Below are 19,630 nucleotides of genomic sequence, written 5' to 3'. Positions count from 1 at the left end.
CATTGTTTAACGACCAAATCGGTAAACAATCAAACAAAGTGAAAAATGCAGTGGAAAGAGGAGCCGTTAAGAAATTTGCGGAAGCCATCGGTGACCTTCATCCAATTTATTGTGATGAAGATACAGGGCGGCTTTCCCGATACAGAAACAATATTGCTCCGCCAACCTTCCCAAGGGTATTTGATTATGGTGTGATTGAAGGGTTAAATTTGCCCAATAAGGGCTTGATACACGGGGAACAAACCTTTCATTATCTGCGGCCGTTAGTAGTGGGTGAAGAGGTTTACTGTTACTCAAAGATAAAAAATTACTTTGAGAAAAAAGGGAACTTTGGTCAGATGGGGTTCTTGGTATTGGAAAGCTTTGGGGAAGATGAAGCCGGCAATATTATTTTCAGTTCTACATCTACCATTGTCATCTCAGAAGCAGTAAGGAAGGTGTTGGTAAAATGAGTTCACTAACACAATTACAAGTTGGAGAATCCCTTCCGGAAGTGCAGCTTGAACCTGTCTCACGGATGGATCTAATTAAATATTCAGGAGCCTCTGGGGATTTTAACCCGATTCATACCATTGATGATGAGGCGAAAAAAGCAGGGCTGCCTGGGATTATTGCTCATGGGATGTGGACAATGGGCAATTTGGCAAAGCTGTTTACTGCTTCCTATGAAGAAGGGTTTGTCCAGGATTACTCCATTCGTTTTAAAGGGATGGTATTTTTAAACGATGTAGTGACCCTGAAAGCAACATTGACTGAGAGGCAGGAACAAAATCTGCATTTTAGCGTTCAAGCGGTGAACCAGCAGGGAAATGAAGTACTAAAGGGTGAAGTAGTCTATCACCAATATGGTCATTAACAATTGAAATATGCCCGGCGTGTAGGAAGATTCCGTTTTTCATGCTGGGTTTATTTCTTTCAGTATATGAGATACCACTGAAATGAAGTTCGATATAAAAACTATAAACATTAAAGAAGGGTGATGCCATGTCTACGAAATTGAAAACCAGCTATAATCCGCCCGTTTTTTCTTCATATGAGGAGGAAAGGCGCCATTTGAAACAAAAATTAGCTGCATCTTTTCGCTTGTTTTCTAAGTTTGGCTTTGATGAGGGAGTGGCAGGTCACATCACTGCACGTGATCCAGAGCTGAAGGACCACTTCTGGGTGAATCCGTTTGGGGTTCACTTCAGTCAAATTTCTGCCTCCGATTTAATACTTTGTAACCATGACGGGATGGTCGTGGAAGGGAAGTATCCTGTTAACCGAGCTGCCTTTGCCATCCATTCCCAAGTTCACGCTGCACGTCCTGATGTGATTGCCGCAGCTCATTCACATTCTGTTTATGGAAAATCATGGTCTGCCCTTGGCCGCCTCCTTGACCCCATCACCCAAGATGCTTGTGCGTTTTATCAAGATCATTCCCTGTATGATGATTTTACCGGTGTCGTTTTAGAAATTGAGGAAGGAAAACGGATGGGTAAAGCTCTCGGGAACAATAAAGCATGTATCCTAAGAAATCATGGCTTGCTGACAGTTGGAAAGTCTGTGGACGAAGCAGCTTGGTGGTTTATTACGATGGAGCGTTCATGTCAGGCACAGCTTCTGGCTGAAGCAGCAGGGAAGCCTGTTTTAATCGATGATGAAAATGCACGGGCAACCTATGAAACCGTGGGTGTTTCAAATGCGGGCTGGTTTCAATTTCAGCCATTATGGAATCGGATTGTGAAAGAACAGCCGGACCTTTTGGAGTAATAGAGCTATCTGGAAGAATGAGGGATTCCGTTTATAAGATTCATACATAACCGGGAGGATTGGGAATGAAAATTGGTGTCGCAGGTACCGGAGCAGTCGGCGGTTATTTTGGTGCCTTATTGAAAAAGGCAGGAAATGAGGTCACCTTTCTAGCACGGGGAAAGAGGCTGGAAAGAATGGAGGCAGAAGGACTGACAGTTGAAAGTGAAGCAGGGACTTTCACGGTAAGTGGGACTTTCACGGCATATTACGAGTCATTTCAAGATATTGACCTGCTCTTATTTTGTGTGAAATCAACCGATACAACCGAGGTTGCAGAGAGATTTGCACCATTTCTAAAAGAATCATGTCTAGTGATGACGCTTCAAAACGGAGTAGACAATGAAGAAGTACTCAGCACAATTTTTGGCGGAGAACGTATTTTATCTGCGGCAACATATATACAAGCAATGTTGAAGGAAACTGTTGTGGTGAGACAAATTGGCGTCCCGCCAAGACTAGTCATTGGAGCTTTAGACACTCGTCTATCAGAAAAGGTCATCGAACTTTTAACATTATTTAATACAGCATCCATCCTTACTAATCCATCAAGTAATATTCTAATGGTTAAGTGGAAAAAGTTACTTTGGAATGTCACGTTTAATCCGTTAACCGCTTTGATTGAGGCAAAGGTTGGCGCAATATTTGAGGATCAAGGCTTGCATGAGACGGCTTTAACCATTTGTATGGAAGCGATAGCTGTTGGCAGGGCCGCTGGCATCGAAATAGAAGAGAATTTTTACGAAACCATTTTTGCTCAGGGAAGTCTAGCAAAAGAACACTACCCCTCAATGCTTCAAGATAAGCTTAACGGAAAAACGTTGGAGCTCGAATCCATCTGTGGGTATATCGTAAACAAAGGAAAAGAATATAAGGTTGCCACTCCTGTGCTTGAAACAATCTATCATCTTCTTTGTTACCAGACAGAAAAGAGTAGGAACCGTTTCTAATGCTGAAACAAATAGTTTGAAAGTACCATAAGAACATCCCAGATGGACGAAATGTAACATAAATTGGAGGTGTTGGTTGGAGATGAACTTTGAACTAGACGAGGACATACTTTTTTTAAAAAAGAATGTAAGAGATTTTATTCAAACCGAGGTAGAAGCTGTTGCCAGCCAAATTGAAGAAGAGAATCATATTCCAGAGCGGATTATTCATCTTTCAAAGGCAATTGGGCTCTTTGGACTTAGCATTCCAGAAGAATATGGCGGTCTGGGGATTGGTATGGTAGGAAAGTGTGCGTTATATGAGGAAATAGGGCAAACACATAACGGCTATACCACTTTAATTGGTGCTCACACCGGAATCGGGTCTGTCGGGATTGTTGAAATGGGGAATGAACAGCAAAAGCGAAAATATTTACCTGATATGGCAAGCGGGGATAAAATCGGCGCATTTGCCTTAACGGAGCCGGATGCCGGTTCAAATGCCGCCAATTTAAAAACAACAGCCGTAAAAAAAGGGGATAAATACATTTTAAACGGTCTGAAGCATTATATTACCAACGCTACAGAAGCGAGTGTTTTTACCGTTATGGCGGTAACTGACGCGGACAAAGGAGCTAAAGGAATTACCTCGTTTATTATCGAAAAAGATTTCCCAGGCTTTCAAGTAGGTGCTGTCGAGAAAAAAATGGGCTTAAAGGGGTCACATTCTGCAGAATTAATCTTTGAAGATTGTGAGGTTCCCGTGGAAAATGTGCTGGGCGTAGAAGGACAAGGATATGTGAATGCATTAAAGATTTTAGCGAACGGCCGCGCAGGATTGGCCTCTCGTAATCTTGGATCCTCTCAAAAACTCTTGGATATGTCAACAAGATATGCCAAAGAACGGATTCAGTTTGGTAAGCCGATCATAACCAACCAAGCTGTGAGCCATATGCTCGCTGAAATGGCAGTTGAAATTGAAGCATTACGTTCATTCACCTACCGTGTAGCATGGATGGTTGACCAAGGTATGAAGGTTATTAAGGAAGCGGCCATGCTTAAGCTTTATGGCTCAGAGGTTTACAACAGAGTAGCTGACAAGGCGGTTCAAATTCACGGAGGATTAGGTTATATTGCAGACTATCCAATTGAACGCTTTTATCGGGACGCTAGAATTACAAGAATCTATGAGGGTACTTCGGAAATACAGAAGAATATTATTGCGGCACAACTCGAACAAGAGTACTGCTAATCTTGTAAATTAGGGGGATGAAGATGAAGGATATTGTCATTTTAAGTGCCGTTCGTACCCCGGTCGGGAGGTATGGCGGAGCGTTAAAAGATATGAACTCCGGTACGCTTGCTTCCATTGTTATCAAAGAAGCTGTTACCAGGGCCGGACTTACCCCCGATCAAGTAGATGAGGTGATATTAGGTGAGGTCAGGCAATCAACAGAATCTTCTAACGCAGCTAGGGTGGCTTCCTTAAGGGCTGGGGTTCGAGAATCCGCACCGGCCTTTACCATCAACCGATTATGTGCGTCAGGTATGCAGGCCGTTGCCTCAGCCGCACAACAGATTATCTGTGGACAAGCAGAAATCGTTGTTGCTGGTGGAACAGAGAGCATGAGCAATGCTCCTATTTATCTAAGAAACGCCCGCTTTGGCGGCGATTCTGCCAAACTCGTAGACTCAAACACTGAAGCGGGACAGCAGCCGCACGAAATTTACGGGCATGAGCTCGGGATGGGGATCACGGCTGAAAATGTGGCCGAAAGATTCGCGATTTCTCGAAAGGATCAGGATGCATTTGCCTTTCAGAGTCAGCAACGAGCAGTGAGAGCCATTCAAGAAAATCGGTTTGAGGATGAGATTGTTCCTGTTGAGGTGAAAGGGAAAAAAAGTTCGTTTTCCTATACGATTGATGAACATCCACGGCCGGAAACAACCTTGGAAGCACTAAGTAAACTTCGACCTGTCTTTAAAGAAAACGGTACCGTCACCGCAGGGAATGCTTGTGGACGAAATGACGGCGCAGCTGCACTTGTGCTGACATCGGCATTTCACGCTGAAAAACTGGGTTTAAAACCCATAGCTAGAATCGTTGATTGGGCAGCCGTTGGGGTGTCGCCTTCAGTAATGGGAATTGGCCCTGTACCTGCGGTCAGGAGGCTGTTGGAGCGCACTAAATATACTTTAGATGATATTGATTTGATCGAGTTAAATGAAGCCTTTGCCTCGCAGGCGCTGGCTGTGATCCGTTCATTGAATCTGGAAATAGAGAAGGTAAATGTGAACGGTGGTGCTATCGCCTTAGGACATCCATTGGGAGCGACTGGGGCTAAAATTCTAACCACCTTACTTTACGAATTAGACCGGCGGCAGCAAAAAAGAGGAATCGCCACTCTATGTGTCGGAGGCGGCCAAGGCATGGCCATGATGATCGAGTTAATTTAAGGATCTTAAGTGAGGAAATTGTCGGAAAGTTGCCTGTTGAGTATTCTGAAAATTTACTTTATGATGAGGTTAATAACATACTGACTAGTAGGTATGTGTAGGAGGGATATGGATGAATTTTAGTTATTCCGAAAAGGTCCAAGCGCTTCAAAAGAAGCTGACAGAATTTATGGATGAGTATGTATACCCAAATGAACAGCTCTATCACGAGCAAATCGATAAAAATGACCCTTTTTCGAAAATACCGCCAATCATGGAGGAACTTAAGGAAAAGGCGAAACAACACGGATTATGGAATTTATTTTTACCAGAAAGTGAATTTGGCGCCGGCCTTACAAACTTGGAATACGCCCCGCTTTGTGAAATTATGGGGCGTTCGGCGATTGCCCCGGAAGTGTTCAATTGTGCCGCACCTGACACCGGTAATATGGAGGTCCTTGTCCGATATGGGACCGAAGCCCATAAAGAACAATGGCTTAAGCCGCTTTTAGGCGGAGAAATCCGTTCCTGTTTTTCGATGACGGAACCTGACGTTGCTTCATCTGATGCGACCAATATTCAAGCAAGCATTGTACGTGATGGGGATGAGTATGTCATTAACGGAACGAAATGGTGGTCATCGGGTGCAGGAGATTCCCGCTGTAAGATTGCGATTGTCATGGGAAAAAATGATCCGTCGGCCCCGACACATGAACAGCAATCGATGATTCTAGTTCCTTTAAATACTCCAGGAGTAACGATTAAAAGAATTTTACCGGTGTTTGGATATGACCACGCTCCGCATGGTCATGCCGAAATCGAATACAAAAATGTCCGGGTACCAGCTTCTAATATGCTTTGGGGAGAGGGAAAGGGCTTTGCGATTGCCCAAGGCCGTCTTGGACCGGGGAGAATCCACCATTGTATGAGAACCATTGGTGCAGCTGAAAGAGCGCTCGAGGAATTGTGTAAGCGTGTACAAAATAGGGTTGCTTTCGGAAAAAGACTCTCTGATCAGGGTGTTATCCAGGAATGGATTGCCGAGGCGAGAATCGAAATTGAACAGGCTAGATTGCTAACACTGAAAGCAGCGTACATGATGGATACGGTTGGGAATAAAGAGGCTAAAGCAGAGATTGCGATGATTAAAGTGATTGCCCCTAATATGGCGCTGAAAATTATTGACCGTGCGATTCAAGCATTTGGAGCTGCGGGAGTAAGTGAAGATACACCGCTTGCTGCAAGCTGGGCGAATATCCGTACGCTAAGACTTGCTGATGGTCCGGATGAAGTACATAAGCGGGCGATCGCCAGATATGAATTAAAGAAATATCGATGATATTTAATTAGGAGGATAAATGATGCATATAAAACAACTGTTTGATTTAACAGGAAAAGTCGCGATTGTAACAGGCGGCGGCAGGGGACTTGGCCAGCAGATTGCCGAAGGATTTGCGGAGGCAGGAGCACATGTCGTGGTCTGTTCTCGTAAGGTGGAGGCGTGTGAGGAAGTTAGTGAAGGGTTAAAAAAACTTGGCGTGGAAAGCCTTGCTTTGAAATGTGATGTCTCCAACCCAGAGGATGTCCGGAATGTTGTCGAACGGACAGTTGAAAAGTTTGGCCGGATTGACATTCTCGTTAATAACAGCGGTGCTTCGTGGGGGGCGCCTGTTGAGGAGATGCCGCTTGAGGCATGGCAAAAAGTAATGAATGTAAATGTGACGGGCACGTTCTTGATGTCCCAGGCGGTGGGGAAAGTTATGCTCCAACAGAACTATGGGAAAATCATAAATATAGCCTCTGTTGCCGGATTAAAAGGCAGCAATCCAAAGGTGATGAATGCGATAGGCTATAACGCCAGTAAAGGGGCCGTTATTACGTTTACGAAAGATTTGGCGGTGAAATGGGGACCAAAAGGAATTTATGTGAATGCGATTGCACCCGGTTTCTTCCCAACGAAGATGTCGAAAGGACTTTTGGATATAGGCGGGGAGGCAATTCTCGAAGGGACACCTTTACGAAAGTTTGGCTCTGATACAGATATGAAGGGGGTAGCGTTGTTTTTAGCATCGCCTGCTTCGGATTTTGTGACAGGAGATGTTTTAGTGGTGGATGGCGGAGCGCATGCAATGTAATTTGAGGATGTGCTGAGCGAACTTGCGGGCAGTCATTCGAATTTGCGGATAACATAGTGCAAATTGAGGATCATGCACTCCGATTTGTGAGAGATGATTTAATTTTATTAAAAATTACTTAATTGAGCGGAAAAGAGAAAAAAAGGTCTTCGGAGGTCGCTTAGAAGTTAATATAAAAAAATATTCTGGCGGAAGTCAAAACAACTTGTAAGGGGGAGAACAGCTAAATGAAAAGAGATGCAGTCATCGTTTCAGCGGTCCGGACTGCCATAGGCAGACAAGGAGGCGCCTTAGCAAGTGTGCCTGCCCATATACTTGGGGCAGAAGTGATCAAGGAAGCGGTAAAAAGGGCAAATATAAATCCGGAAATCATTGATGATGTTATTTTTGGCAACGTCCTCTCCGGCGGAGGGAATATTGCTAGATTAACAGCCTTACAGACAGGGCTATCAATCGATTTACCGGGACTAACCGTTGATAGACAGTGCGGCTCAGGAATCAACGCAATCAATCTTGCCGCACAAGCAATCCGTGCAGGAGACGGGGATGTGTATATTGCCGGGGGAACTGAAAGCATGAGCCGGGCACCGTATTTAATGGACCGTCCTGAAAAACCATACAGTCCGATGCCGCCGAGCTTTCGCAAATCGCAACTCTCCCCAAAAGAAGTTGGCGACCCCCCAATGGGGATTACCGCCGAAAACCTGGTTGAAAAATACGGAATTACCAGAGAAGAACAAGATCAATTTGCCTATCAAAGCCAACAGCGGATGGCTCGAGCTATGAGCGAGGGTCGCTTTGATGAACAAATCGTTCCCATTACCATCCCGGTTAAAAAGGGCGAGCCGATTGTGTTTAAAACAGACGAACATCCAAGGCCACAAACAACCTTAGATGCCTTAGCAACACTACCGGCCGCATTTAAAAAAGGCGGAACAGTGACAGCAGGCAGTAGCTCAGGCTTAAATGATGCAGCATCAGCCCTTGTCATCATGTCGAGAGAAAAGGCCGAAGCGTTAAAACTCACACCGCTGGCAGTTATCCGCGACTATGCTGTTGCTGGAGTTGACCCGAACATTATGGGAATTGGGCCTGTACCTGCCGTTAAAAAAGTGCTGAAAAAATCCGGCCTCGCTTTAGCAGAGATGGATGTAATTGAAATTAACGAAGCCTTCGCCGCCCAAGTTCTAGCCTGTAACCGTGAACTAGAAATGGATTTAGAAAAGGTTAATGTGAACGGCGGAGCAATTGCCCACGGACACCCGCTCGGGGCAACAGGTGCAATCCTCGTTACCAAAGCAGTCTATGAGTTACAGAGGTCCGGAGGCCGATTTGCCCTGATAACAGCCTGTATCGGCGGCGGTCAGGGAATCGCCACCATCATTGAACGTGAATAGCTATTCTATCCAAAAGGCACCTAAATAGCACTTTTCAGGAGGACACGGTGGTGTTCCTCCCGGTGCATAGCCGAAAGGAACAATCCTATGAAGCATAAATTAATAGAAACAGGGATCCAGTTGTTTGACCAAAATGGATTTAAATCAACATCTTTGCAGGATATTGTTCAATTGCTGGGGGTGACGAAGGGGACCTTTTACTATTATTTTAACAGTAAAGAAGAGCTGCTTAAGGATATCCACCTTATCTATATCGAACGACTAGTGCAACAGCAGGAAAAAATCATACTAAACCTTAAGACTACTTATACTCAAAAACTATATGAAATTGTTCGGCTGTTGATTCGAAATATAAGAACCGAGCGGCAGAGTGCCCGTATTTTTACAAGAGAAATGCGGCATTTAAGCGATAAATATATCAATGAAATAAAGGAAAAAAGAAGTGAGTTTCGCAAAAATACCCAAAAATTAATCGAGGATGGCATACAGCAGGGTGAATTCAAACAAGGATTACCTCCTGATATTATAACAATGGGGATACTCGGGATTACGAATTGGAGTTATTACTGGTTTAACCCCGATGGTGAGGTTTCTGAGGAACAGGTTGTCGAGATATTCGTCAATATGATTCTAAACGGCATTTATAAAAATGGCAGCGTTTACAAATAAAAAAATAAGGAGATATGTCAATGGTAACTCTTCATTATGAATTCTGGCCTAAAATCCCTAAATCTTTAAAAGTTCCCTCAACTTCTCTGTATGACAACCTCAAAGTAAGTGCAAACCGTTATCCGGATCAGGATGCAATTTTTTACTATGGCAACAAAATAACATATGAGCAGTTGGATGCAGAGGTAAATGCGCTCGCAGGGTACCTGGAGCACAAGCTCGGCGTGCGTCCCGGTGATAAGGTCTTGCTCTTCATGCAGAACTCACCGCAGTTTGTGATTGGTTATTATGCGATTCTCAGAGCTAATGCTGTTGTCGTCCCGAATAATCCCATGCTGGTTACTGATGAACTAGAATATTATGTGCGTGATTGCGGAATCCAGACAGCACTAGCCGGCCAAGAATTATTCGATCGTGTCGGTCCACTGCTCGGGAAAACTTCCTTAGAAAATTTGGTCATCGCAGCCTATTCCGATTATGCAGGTGATGGGTTTGAAGAAATGCTGCCAAAAGAAGTGGCAGCACCTAGATTCAATTTTACGCAGCCTGGACACTATCTATGGAATCAGGCAATTACTGCCGACCTAACCCCTTCTGAACATACAGCCAAGGGAGACGACATTGCCTGCCTGCCATACACGTCCGGAACCACGGGATTGCCAAAAGGTTGTATGCATACAAACCGGACAGTTAACGCGAACACGGTGGGGGCATTTCACTGGTCTTCAACCACTCCTAATGCCATTCATTTAATGACACTGCCGCTCTTCCACGTAACCGGTATGGTTCATAGTATGCACATGCCAATTTTTAGCGGCAGTACAATGGTCATTTTAACAAGATGGAACCGCAATACAGCCGTGGAATTGATTAAAAATTTAGGCTGTACCCATTGGGTGACAATCGCCACAATGATCGTCGACTTTTTGGCCAATCCTAATCTGAAGAAGGAGGATATTGCTACATTAACCTCTATTTCAGGTGGGGGCGCAGCTTTACCTGAGGCAGTTGGTGATAAATTGTTTAATCTTTCAGGATTACGGTTTGTCGAAGGATATGGCCTATCTGAAACCATTGCCCAGACCCATTTCAATCCACCTGATCGACCGAAAATGCAATGTCTTGGGATTCCGTCCTTTGATGTGGATGCCAGAGTCATAGAACCAGCCACAGGGAAAGAACTTGGAGTAGGAGAAGTCGGTGAAATCATCGTGAACGGGCCACAGGTAATGGTCGGTTATTATAACCGCGATGACGAAAACAGAAACTCGTTTATTGAAATAGACAGGAAAAAGTTTTTTAAAACAGGCGATATTGGCCGTTATGACGAAGAGGGATATTTCTTTATTGTAGACCGGGTAAAAAGAATGATTAATGCCTCCGGTTTCAAAGTTTGGCCAACTGAAGTAGAATCCTACCTGTATAAACATCCGGCGATTCAACAGGCATGTGTTGTGGGTGTCCCTGATCCAAGAAGAGGGGAAACCGTCAAAGCGTTTGTTATTTTAAATGAGGGATTTGAAGGAGAAATTAACGAGGATGAAATCATTGAATGGGCAAAACAGCATATGGCCGCTTATAAATACCCTAGGCAGATTGAATTTAGAAAGCAATTCCCAATGACATCAAGCGGTAAGATTTTATGGCGCACCCTTCAGGAAGAGGAGAAAGTAAAAGAGCAATATTAACGTAAATAGTTTCCTCATCATGTGGGGAGCAGGCCTCATTAGGAAGGCTCCTCACAAGCTGTTAATAATACAAAGGGGGAGAGCTATGGAAATTTTTATTCAGCAGCTGTTTAATGGATTAACGATTGGAAGTGTTTATGCACTTGTAGCACTTGGTTTAACGTTAGTTTATGGAATTTTGCATATTCCAAATTTTGCTCACGGAGCATTATACATGATGGGCGGATACATAACCCTGATGATGATGACCAAATTCGGTCTCCATTATTGGATCGCCATTTTCATCTCGATCATTTTGGTTGGCCTCATCGGTGTATTAATGGAACGATTAGTTTTTCATCCCCTTAGGGAGGCACCACCCATCCATGATAAGATAGCTGCCATTGGAATTCTATTATTTTTGGAAGCTTTTGCTCAGTATTATTGGGGTGCTGAATACCAAAGTATGACGACACCATACGGGCAGGTTGTACACATTCTTGGATTAACGATTACGATGCAGCGAATCCTCATTGTTGTGGCGGCGCTGGTGGTCATGCTTCTACTATATCTGTTCTTAAAAAAGACCTTTACTGGCTCGACAATCATTGCCATGTCACAAAACCGAGAAGGAGCCAATCTTGTTGGCATCAACACCAACAAAGTGGCAATGCTCACCTTTATGATTTCAGGTGGGTTAGCGGCGATTGCTGCCTCTCTCTCAGCCCCTATTAACCTAGTATTTCCGGGAATGGGTCAGCTGGTTATTTTAAAAGCCTTTGTAATTATCATCCTTGGGGGGATGGGAAGTATCCCTGGAGCCATTGTGGGCGGTTATATATTAGGCTTTAGTGAAAGCCTAGGGGCGACCTATATTTCCAACGACTATAAGGACATTATAGCGTTCGTAATCCTTGTCATTATATTAACAGTCAAGCCAACCGGTCTGTTTTCAAAGGGGGGCCATTCATGATAAAAGCATTGACGAAAAGAAATATGATTATGGCATGCATTCTCCTTACCATCATTTTTCCACTACTCACTAACAACAATTATTTGATCCACATCATGACTACATCCTTCATCTGGATGATAGGTGTATACGGTTTAAACCTGTTGGCGGGTTATACCGGATATCTATCATTGGCACATGCTGGTTTCTTTGCAATTGGCGCGTATTCATTAGGCATCTTAACGGTTAAAGCTGGAATGAATTTCTGGCTGGCGTTTCTATTATCACTGTTGATTACGAGTTTAATAGGACTGTTTGTCGGATTAATCGCATTAAGGACAAAGGAACATTTTTTTGCCATCTACACACTCTGCCTCGGATATATTATCTATCTTGTGATTGATAAATGGGAAAGTTTAACGGAAGGAGTTCGGGGGCTGATCGGAATACCGGCACCTGCGGGTATTGGGCCGATTACCTTTGAAACCGAGGTTTCCTATTATTATCTAGTCCTGTTTTTTCTGCTCCTGGTTGTCTTCGTAATGTACCGAATTATTCATTCCTTATCAGGAAGAACCTATATTGCGATAAGAAATAGCGAAGAATTGGCCCAGACGATAGGGATATCAACGATGAAAAACAAATTGACGGTATTCGTTTTATCCACCTTGTTTGCTGGTCTGTCAGGAGCCCTCTATGCTTCATTTGTCCGGTTCATCGGGCCGGATATAGGCTCCATTTCTATTACCTTCGATTTACTTACCTACTTATTAGTAGGCGGAATCGGAACGTTGAGTGGTCCGATTATTGGAACGCTGATCATTGTATGGCTCTCACAATACCTGCAAGATTTCCAAGAGAACAGGATGCTTATCTTTGGTCCTGTGTTAACATTGCTGATTATTTTTTATCCACGCGGACTTGTCGGGGCAGTTTCAACTTGGAATACAAATCGGAAGGCAAAGAAAGAACGGGCAAGGGGAAAATCATATCTCCAGACGGAGCTCCTTCCTGAAAAGCAAGTTAAGGAGGGATAGGATGAATTTTTTGGAAACAAGGAATTTAACCAAACGGTTCGGTGGTTTAGTCGCGGTAAATAATGTCGATTTTACAATTGAACAAGGGAAAATTAATGCCATCATTGGTCCAAATGGTGCAGGTAAGTCCACTTTTTTCAATTTAATAAGTGGATTTCATCGTCCAAGTTCAGGCCAGGTTATTTATAAGGGGCAGGATATTTCTAGTTTGCCTTCCAATAAAATAGCGGAGCTGGGTGTGGCCAGGACATTTCAAACTACCAATCTATTTGAGAAATCAACAGTGCTAGATAATGTTATTGTCGGCCACCGCCTGCGGACTAAATCCAACCTCTTAGACGCCATTTTACGTACCCCGCGTTTAAAGAGGGAGGAGGCCCAATGCCGTGAAAAAGCGATGGAAGTGCTGGAATTTGTTGAATTAAAAAATGCAGTGAATAAATTAGTCGGTAATTTAACACAAGAGGAGAAAAAACGGACAGCATTTGCGCTAGCCTTAGCAACCGATCCGGATATTGTTTTTCTCGATGAACCGGCGGCAGGAGTCAACCCTGATGAAACAGAAGGGCTGGCCGAGCTAATGAAAAAAATGGCTGGTAAGGGGATTACGGTTTGCTTGATTGAACACAAGATGCAAATGATTATGAAGATTGCCGATAAAATTATGGTACTTAACTACGGAGAGAAGATTGCGGAAGGCAGACCGGAAGAAATCCGCAATAATGAAACGGTGATTAAAGCATATTTAGGGGGAAGTGCCATTGCTTAGTTTAAAAAATATCTCTGTTAAATATGGCAGCTTTACAGCCGTTCATGATGTGAATATAGAAGTCAAGGCTGGGGAAATCGTTGTACTGCTGGGTGCAAATGGCGCCGGAAAAAGCACAGTATTTCGGACGATTAGCGGTCTTAACAAGCCCACTAAGGGCGAAATCGTTTTTGACTCTAGAAAAATAAATAGGCGCTCTGCAGATCAAATTGTCCAGCTTGGAATCGGTCAATGTCCGGAAGGGAGGAAATTGTTTTCGGCGATGTCGGTGCAGGAAAACCTGAAAATGGGTGCGTTTGTACACCGCCATAAAAAAGAGGAATTGAAACAGTCACTTGAATATGTATATGAACTATTTCCTATTTTAAAGGAAAAAAGAAATGATGCAGCTGGTTCGCTTAGCGGCGGGCAGCAGCAGATGCTCGCTATTGGGAGAACGCTGATGTCAAAACCTAAGCTGATGCTCCTTGATGAGCCATCGGTGGGGCTTGCTCCTTTGATTGTCGAGCAGATGTTTGAGGTGATTCAGCGGATCAATCAGGAAGGCACCACTATTCTCTTGGCTGAACAAAACGCGAATGCCGCCTTAAAAATTGCCGATAAAGGGTATGTTTTTGAAAGCGGTACAATTGTATTACATGGCACATCTGAAGAATTGTTCGCCAATGATGAGGTAAGAAAAGCTTACATCGGTGCCTAAGGAATTAGGTGTATGACTATTTCGCAATATAAACTGCCTAGTAAAAGGGGGGAATGAAGACTTTACATCACCTAACTGTTTGTCAGATTGAAAAAGTAGAAGGGGGAAAATGAATGAAAAGAATGAAGTCTCTTTTAATGATGACAGTAATCTTTATCGTGATTTTCAGTTTGGCAGCTTGCAGCAGCAAGGATGAACAAACAGCTAACACTAAACCATCTAGTTCTGATAGCGGTAAAACAGAAGCTGCAGGAACGGTAAACATTGGTTATACGGGGCCGCTGAGCGGGCCCGCAGCCTTCTATGGAAAGCGCACTTTAAATGGCGTGAAAATGGCGGCTGATGAGATTAATAGCGAAGGCGGATTTGAAGTCGGCGGAAAAAAATACAAATTAAATATCGTTTCATTGGACGATAAATATTTACCAAATGAAGCCGGAGCCAATGCCAAAAGACTTATTCAGGAAAATAAAACACCGATTATTTTCACCCCGCATTCTGGCGGAGTATTTGCTCTCCAGGTTTTTAATCAACAAGATAAATTTTTAATAGGAGCATACACAAGCGAGCCGAAGGTGTCAGAGGTTGGCAACAATCTGACCGTTCGCATTCCACCTCGATATGATGGCTATTTAAAACCATTTACAGACTATTCCATGAAAAAGTTTGGCAAGAAGATTGCATTTCTTCCAACCTCCTCCCAATACGGAAAAGATTGGTCTACTAAACTGAAGGTCTACTGGGAAAAACAAGGCGGTAAAGTCGTTTACAATAGCTCGATTGATTTTGCTAAGGAAACAGATTTCTTTACAACCGTTACGAATGCCTTAAAAGGAAAGCCTGATGTGTTATTTATTGGTGGTGCCTCTGAACCAACCGCCAAAGTAGCGAAGCAGGCAAGGGAACTTGGATTTAAAGGCGGTTTTATTGTTATGGACCAGGCAAAGTTTGATGAAATGAAGGCGGTAACTGGTTCTTATGATCTCTTAAACGGCTCAATTGGTGTTATGCCGTTAGTAGAATCAAAAAATAGTGAGGCGATACCTGATTTCGTGAAAAAATATAAGGAAGAATTTGGTGAGAACCCAGGTTCCGAAGCTGGACTCAATTATATTGCTACGTACATCTTTGTTGAGGCAATGAAAGCTGCCGGTTCGGTAGATGACGCTGAAAAGATTCAAGCGCATATGCAGGATGGAGTAAGTAATATACCCGAGAATGTAAGAATCTATCAATTTAGTAAATTTGCCGGCGGCGGTTTTGATGGTGATTTAGAGGTTGCCGCAATTGAAGATGGAAAAATTGTTCCTATTAAGGTGACAAAATAGTAGCTAGGCTGTTACAACAATTAGTTGGTATTTCTCCCCCTCTAGTAGTCTACGAGGGGGGGAGATTATATCGCCGGGAGCAGATTTGACCTAATCATATTAGTAGTTCAATTAACATATATAATTTTGTTGGCAGATAGAGCCTATAGTGATTACAGAAGGGAGGAGCTTCTTTTGGTAGAAATTATTCCCCTTGTATTGGAAACCGACTTCGCCGAAGGAACAGTCAATGCCTTTTTAGCTATTGGCGATACCATCACCTTAATCGATACAGGGAATCCCGGCAAAGAGTCCTTTCAACAACTGAAGACAAAACTACATAAACACGGCGTTACCTTTAATGATTTAGACCAGATCCTCCTTACCCACATCCATATTGATCATGCTGGAGGCATTCCTTACATTCAAGAGGAAACGGATATCCCCATTTTTGTCCATGAACAGGCAAAAGGATCGATCAATACAGGTATCCACAAGTTTAATAGAGACCAGCAGTTTTTTCAGCAGTTTCTGTGGTCATGCGGGGCCAATCCTACTAAGCACATCGTTCAGCGCAGCTATAAGGAGGAAAACTGGAGAAATGTTCGTTATCTAAACGAAGGAGAGTCAGTTTCAATCGGGGGCGAACCGTTCGAAGTAATTTATGTTCCGGGTCATAGTCAATCAGACCTATTATTGTGGAATTCTAAAACAGGGGATGCCTTCGCGGGTGACCATTTAATAAAGGCATTTTCTGTCAACGCCTTCATTGAACCGCCGCCATTGGACCAAGAAGAACGGCCCAAGCCGCTATTACAATACCGAAACTCCCTTGAAAAAATCAGCCGCCTTCCACTGAACACCATTTACCCGGGTCATGGCGAGCCCTTTGCTAATCACATTGATTTAATTCAAACAAGATTACAAGAGCAGGAAAACCGCTGCGAACAGATAGTAGCTATTCTCGCTAATACTAGAAAAAGTATTTTTGAAATATGTACCGTCATGTACCCGCGGTTAAAGGGCAAGACGATCTTTTTAGGTTTATCACAAATACAAGGTCATTTAGATTTATTGGAAGTGAGACATAAGGTCAGCTTTGCACAAAATGGATCGATCGTCGAGTATTTTACTATTTAGAGAGATTCTTAATTCTACTAAGGGAGAGGATTTCGTGAAGTTAAAGGATCTGCTTGAGACAAATATAGCGGATTTTGGAGAGTATCCATTCTTATTTTTCAAGGAAAGAACCTATACCAATCTAGAAGCCAGACGATATGCGGACCAGTTTGCAGCCGGTCTGCGAAGAATCGGTATTGCAAAAGATGACCGGGTCATCGTTTGTCTGCCGAACTGTCCGGAAGTCCTCTTTGCCTATCAGGGGATAACGAGAGCGGGGGCCATTATCGTACCCGTGATGTTCACCCTACATCCAAAAGAACTTCATTATATTGCCAAAAACTCTGGAGCGAAAGCAGTCATAACCTCTTCCTATGTCCTTCATAATGTTGAAAAATCAGTAGAAGCCTTGCCTGAAAGACCGGCAGTCATTGTAACGGATCTCCCATCAAATGAGAATCTAACTAACTTTTACGATTGTATGAACCAAGTCGAGACCGATTTAGTCGATGACGGTAATGCCGACGATACAGCGGTCATCTTGTACACTTCTGGGACAACAGGAAATCCTAAAGGAGTTTTGTTAACCCATAAAAATTTATTTTCCAATGCTCTAAATTCTGCGAAGCACAATGAGACAGAGCGGGGCACCACCTTAGGCGTCCTGCCGCTTGCCCACGTTTACGGGTTAACAGTTTCTAACGTATGTTTCCTCACCGGCAGTGCAATTGTTGTTTTTTCCAGCTTTGATGCCAAGGAGGTTTTTAAAGCGATTGAGACCTATCGCGTGCGGACTTTCTCAGCTGTGCCAGCGATGATTCATGCGATGGTTTCCTTCCCGAATGCGGACGACTATGATACTTCAAGTCTGGAATCAGTAGGATCGGGGTCTGCACCGCTGCCGGTTGCCCTTTTGAATGCCTTTCAACAAAAGTTCGGTGCCAAGGTGCTTGAGGGCTATGGATTGTCGGAGGCCGCACCTGTTGTTACCGCTCACAGTAAACGAATCGAGATTAAACCAGGTTCTGTCGGTGTGCCGATTCCTGGGGTCGACATCAAAATCGTTAACGAAAACGGGGCGGAGGTTCCAGCCGGCGGAGGTGGGTGAATTAGTCGTCCGTGGTGATAATGTTACACCTGGCTACTATCAAAATCAGGAAGAGACAGACCGAGTGTTAAAAGAATCCTGGTTATTTACGGGGGACATGGCCCGGGTTGATGATGAAGGCTACGTGTATATCGTTGACCGGAAAAAAGACCTGATTATTCGCGGCGGTTTTAATGTCTATCCGCGCGATGTCGAAGAAATCTTAAATGGTCATCAAGCTGTGTTTGAAGCCGCTGTAGTCGGGATTCCTGATGAACGAATGGGGGAGGAATTGGTCGCCTGTGTAGTAAAGCAGCCTGGTAACGAGGTATCGGAAGAAGAGTTAATTAGATTTTGTCAAGACCACCTTGCAAAAAACAAAACACCGAGAAGAGTTATTTTCCTAGAGGCACTGCCGCGGAATGGGGTCGGTAAAATTTTAAAGACTCATCTGCGCAAAACGGCTTCTGATATTGTGATTAGTTAAAACATATGTGAGGGGAGATTTTACGATGGAAAAAAGAACGATTTTAACCACAAGCACAAGGGGATTGCTGGAAGATTCCTTTCCTTATCGTCTTTATCAAAAAGCAAAACATCTAGGAACCTGGAATCCGGCAGATATCGATTTTTCCCAGGACCAAAAGGATTGGAAGTCGATGACGGTTGAGCAGCAAGAGGATATTCTCCGCTTAATTTCTCAATTTCAAGCGGGTGAGGAGGCTGTTACATTAGATTTACTCCCGCTTATGATGGCGATTGCCAAAGAAGGCCGGCTTGAGGAAGAAATGTTTTTGACGACCTTTTTGTATGAGGAAGCAAAACACACGGAGTTCTTCCGGATGGTATTGAATGCAATTGGCGAAAAGGGAGATTTGTCCCATTTTCATACGGAGACCTACCAAAAGATTTTCTATGAAATCCTGCCGGCAGCGATGGGCCGCCTTGTGACAGATCAATCCCCAGAGGCCATTGCTGAAGCATCTGTGGTGTATAACATGTTTGTTGAAGGTGTCTTAGCGGAAACGGGCTACTTTTCCTTTTATGCAGCTCTTGAAACCGCTGGGATTATGCCAGGGCTTTTAGAAGGGATTGGGAATTTAAAGAAGGATGAGTCGCGCCATATCGGCTATGGCACATTCCTATTGCAGCGCTTAATTTGTGAACACCCGCATCTATTTGATTTTGTTGCTGCCAAGATGGGGGAATTGACCCCATTAGCGATTAGGCTCAATCAGGAGGGTATCTCAGGAAGGGAGGTAAGCGCATTCGGAGGGAATCCTGATGACGTTATGAATTTTACACTTAAACAGTTATCTGTCCGAATGGAAATATTAGCGAGGGCGAAAGGCAAAAAAATCGAAGAGATTTATAGATATACAGATAGCGAGTTAGGTGTCTTATAGGATGTATGAGATGAGGTAATTGTGACCGTCTTAGGTAGAAAAAGCTCGTTGACTGTCACAAAAAGAAACAATTGTGCCAGGTGGGACAAGGAAGAGGGCATCGACGGTCAAAAAAAAAGATTATTGTGCCCATATAGAGGTCAAAGGGGGGCGCTTCGGTCAAAAAACTTCAATTGTGTCTAAAGATGCTCATTTCCTAACGGACTCGTCATAAAAACCAAAGTTTAGT

At 43.6% G+C, this 19,630-nt stretch carries 20 protein-coding genes; all 20 read left to right on the top strand.

Annotated elements, in window-relative coordinates; translation table 11 throughout:
* The first annotated feature begins 2 nt into the window (after window positions 1-2).
* The 20 genes from ACZ9EE_RS04300 (at window position 3) to ACZ9EE_RS04205 (ending at window position 19,401) form a co-directional block, all read left to right on the top strand.
* Window positions 3-452 (top strand): MaoC family dehydratase N-terminal domain-containing protein, encoded by a 450-nt coding sequence (locus tag ACZ9EE_RS04300; protein WP_476025441.1) that lies wholly within the window; start codon window positions 3-5, stop codon window positions 450-452.
* Window positions 449-856: a MaoC/PaaZ C-terminal domain-containing protein gene (locus ACZ9EE_RS04295; RefSeq protein WP_476025440.1), complete on the top strand. Its 408-nt coding sequence runs from the start codon at window positions 449-451 to the stop codon at window positions 854-856. The genes ACZ9EE_RS04300 and ACZ9EE_RS04295 overlap by 4 nt, the downstream gene beginning before the upstream one ends.
* A 128-nt stretch (window positions 857-984) precedes the next feature.
* A complete protein-coding gene (locus ACZ9EE_RS04290) occupies window positions 985-1,752 on the top strand; it encodes a class II aldolase/adducin family protein (protein ID WP_476025439.1) in 768 nt (255 codons plus the stop codon).
* A gap of 65 nt (window positions 1,753-1,817) precedes the next feature.
* A complete protein-coding gene (locus tag ACZ9EE_RS04285) occupies window positions 1,818-2,741 on the top strand; it encodes a ketopantoate reductase family protein (protein ID WP_476025438.1) in 924 nt (307 codons plus the stop codon).
* Between the two features lie 82 nt (window positions 2,742-2,823).
* Complete coding sequence (locus tag ACZ9EE_RS04280) at window positions 2,824-3,972, top strand: acyl-CoA dehydrogenase family protein (RefSeq protein ID WP_476032851.1); 1,149 nt, start codon at window positions 2,824-2,826, stop codon at window positions 3,970-3,972.
* A gap of 23 nt (window positions 3,973-3,995) precedes the next feature.
* Window positions 3,996-5,177, top strand: coding sequence for a thiolase family protein (locus ACZ9EE_RS04275; protein WP_476025437.1), 1,182 nt, complete (start codon window positions 3,996-3,998; stop codon window positions 5,175-5,177).
* Between the two features lie 112 nt (window positions 5,178-5,289).
* On the top strand, window positions 5,290-6,495 hold the full coding sequence (locus ACZ9EE_RS04270) for an acyl-CoA dehydrogenase family protein (protein ID WP_476025436.1): 1,206 nt from the start codon (window positions 5,290-5,292) through the stop codon (window positions 6,493-6,495).
* Window positions 6,496-6,517: 22 nt separating this feature from the next.
* Window positions 6,518-7,291, top strand: a complete 774-nt coding sequence (locus ACZ9EE_RS04265) for an SDR family oxidoreductase (protein ID WP_476032850.1) — start codon at window positions 6,518-6,520, stop codon at window positions 7,289-7,291.
* A 227-nt stretch (window positions 7,292-7,518) separates the two neighbouring features.
* Window positions 7,519-8,688 carry a thiolase family protein gene (locus ACZ9EE_RS04260; protein WP_476025435.1) on the top strand — a complete coding sequence of 390 codons (1,170 nt, stop codon included), beginning with the start codon at window positions 7,519-7,521 and terminating at the stop codon, window positions 8,686-8,688.
* Window positions 8,689-8,775: 87 nt separating this feature from the next.
* Window positions 8,776-9,357 carry a TetR/AcrR family transcriptional regulator gene (locus tag ACZ9EE_RS04255; RefSeq protein ID WP_476025434.1) on the top strand — a complete coding sequence of 194 codons (582 nt, stop codon included), beginning with the start codon at window positions 8,776-8,778 and terminating at the stop codon, window positions 9,355-9,357.
* Between the two features lie 20 nt (window positions 9,358-9,377).
* Window positions 9,378-11,045: a long-chain fatty acid--CoA ligase gene (locus ACZ9EE_RS04250; RefSeq protein WP_476025433.1), complete on the top strand. Its 1,668-nt coding sequence runs from the start codon at window positions 9,378-9,380 to the stop codon at window positions 11,043-11,045.
* An 85-nt stretch (window positions 11,046-11,130) separates the two neighbouring features.
* Window positions 11,131-11,997 (top strand): branched-chain amino acid ABC transporter permease, encoded by an 867-nt coding sequence (locus tag ACZ9EE_RS04245; protein WP_476025432.1) that lies wholly within the window; start codon window positions 11,131-11,133, stop codon window positions 11,995-11,997.
* On the top strand, window positions 11,994-13,013 hold the full coding sequence (locus ACZ9EE_RS04240; RefSeq protein WP_476025431.1) for a branched-chain amino acid ABC transporter permease: 1,020 nt from the start codon (window positions 11,994-11,996) through the stop codon (window positions 13,011-13,013). Before ACZ9EE_RS04245 ends, ACZ9EE_RS04240 begins: the two co-directional genes overlap by 4 nt.
* 1 nt (window position 13,014) lies before the next feature.
* Entirely contained in the window at window positions 13,015-13,782 is a 768-nt protein-coding gene (locus tag ACZ9EE_RS04235) for an ABC transporter ATP-binding protein (protein WP_476025430.1), read from the top strand.
* Window positions 13,775-14,482 (top strand): ABC transporter ATP-binding protein, encoded by a 708-nt coding sequence (locus ACZ9EE_RS04230; protein WP_476025429.1) that lies wholly within the window; start codon window positions 13,775-13,777, stop codon window positions 14,480-14,482. The genes ACZ9EE_RS04235 and ACZ9EE_RS04230 overlap by 8 nt, the downstream gene beginning before the upstream one ends.
* Window positions 14,483-14,595: 113 nt before the next feature.
* Window positions 14,596-15,810 carry an ABC transporter substrate-binding protein gene (locus tag ACZ9EE_RS04225; protein WP_476025428.1) on the top strand — a complete coding sequence of 405 codons (1,215 nt, stop codon included), beginning with the start codon at window positions 14,596-14,598 and terminating at the stop codon, window positions 15,808-15,810.
* 174 nt (window positions 15,811-15,984) lie between these two features.
* Entirely contained in the window at window positions 15,985-16,929 is a 945-nt protein-coding gene (locus ACZ9EE_RS04220; RefSeq protein WP_476025427.1) for an MBL fold metallo-hydrolase, read from the top strand.
* Between the two features lie 34 nt (window positions 16,930-16,963).
* Window positions 16,964-18,016, top strand: coding sequence for an AMP-binding protein (locus tag ACZ9EE_RS04215; protein ID WP_476025426.1), 1,053 nt, complete (start codon window positions 16,964-16,966; stop codon window positions 18,014-18,016).
* Window positions 18,009-18,482, top strand: coding sequence for a class I adenylate-forming enzyme family protein (locus ACZ9EE_RS04210; RefSeq protein ID WP_476025425.1), 474 nt, complete (start codon window positions 18,009-18,011; stop codon window positions 18,480-18,482). The genes ACZ9EE_RS04215 and ACZ9EE_RS04210 overlap by 8 nt, the downstream gene beginning before the upstream one ends.
* A 25-nt stretch (window positions 18,483-18,507) precedes the next feature.
* Window positions 18,508-19,401 carry a R2-like ligand-binding oxidase gene (locus tag ACZ9EE_RS04205; protein WP_476025424.1) on the top strand — a complete coding sequence of 298 codons (894 nt, stop codon included), beginning with the start codon at window positions 18,508-18,510 and terminating at the stop codon, window positions 19,399-19,401.
* Window positions 19,402-19,630 lie beyond the last annotated feature (229 nt).

The organism is Bacillus sp. URHA0034 (assembly GCF_056280405.1).
The sequence above is the reverse complement of the archived record's forward strand: the minus strand, read 5'-3'. Positions and strand labels throughout refer to the sequence as shown.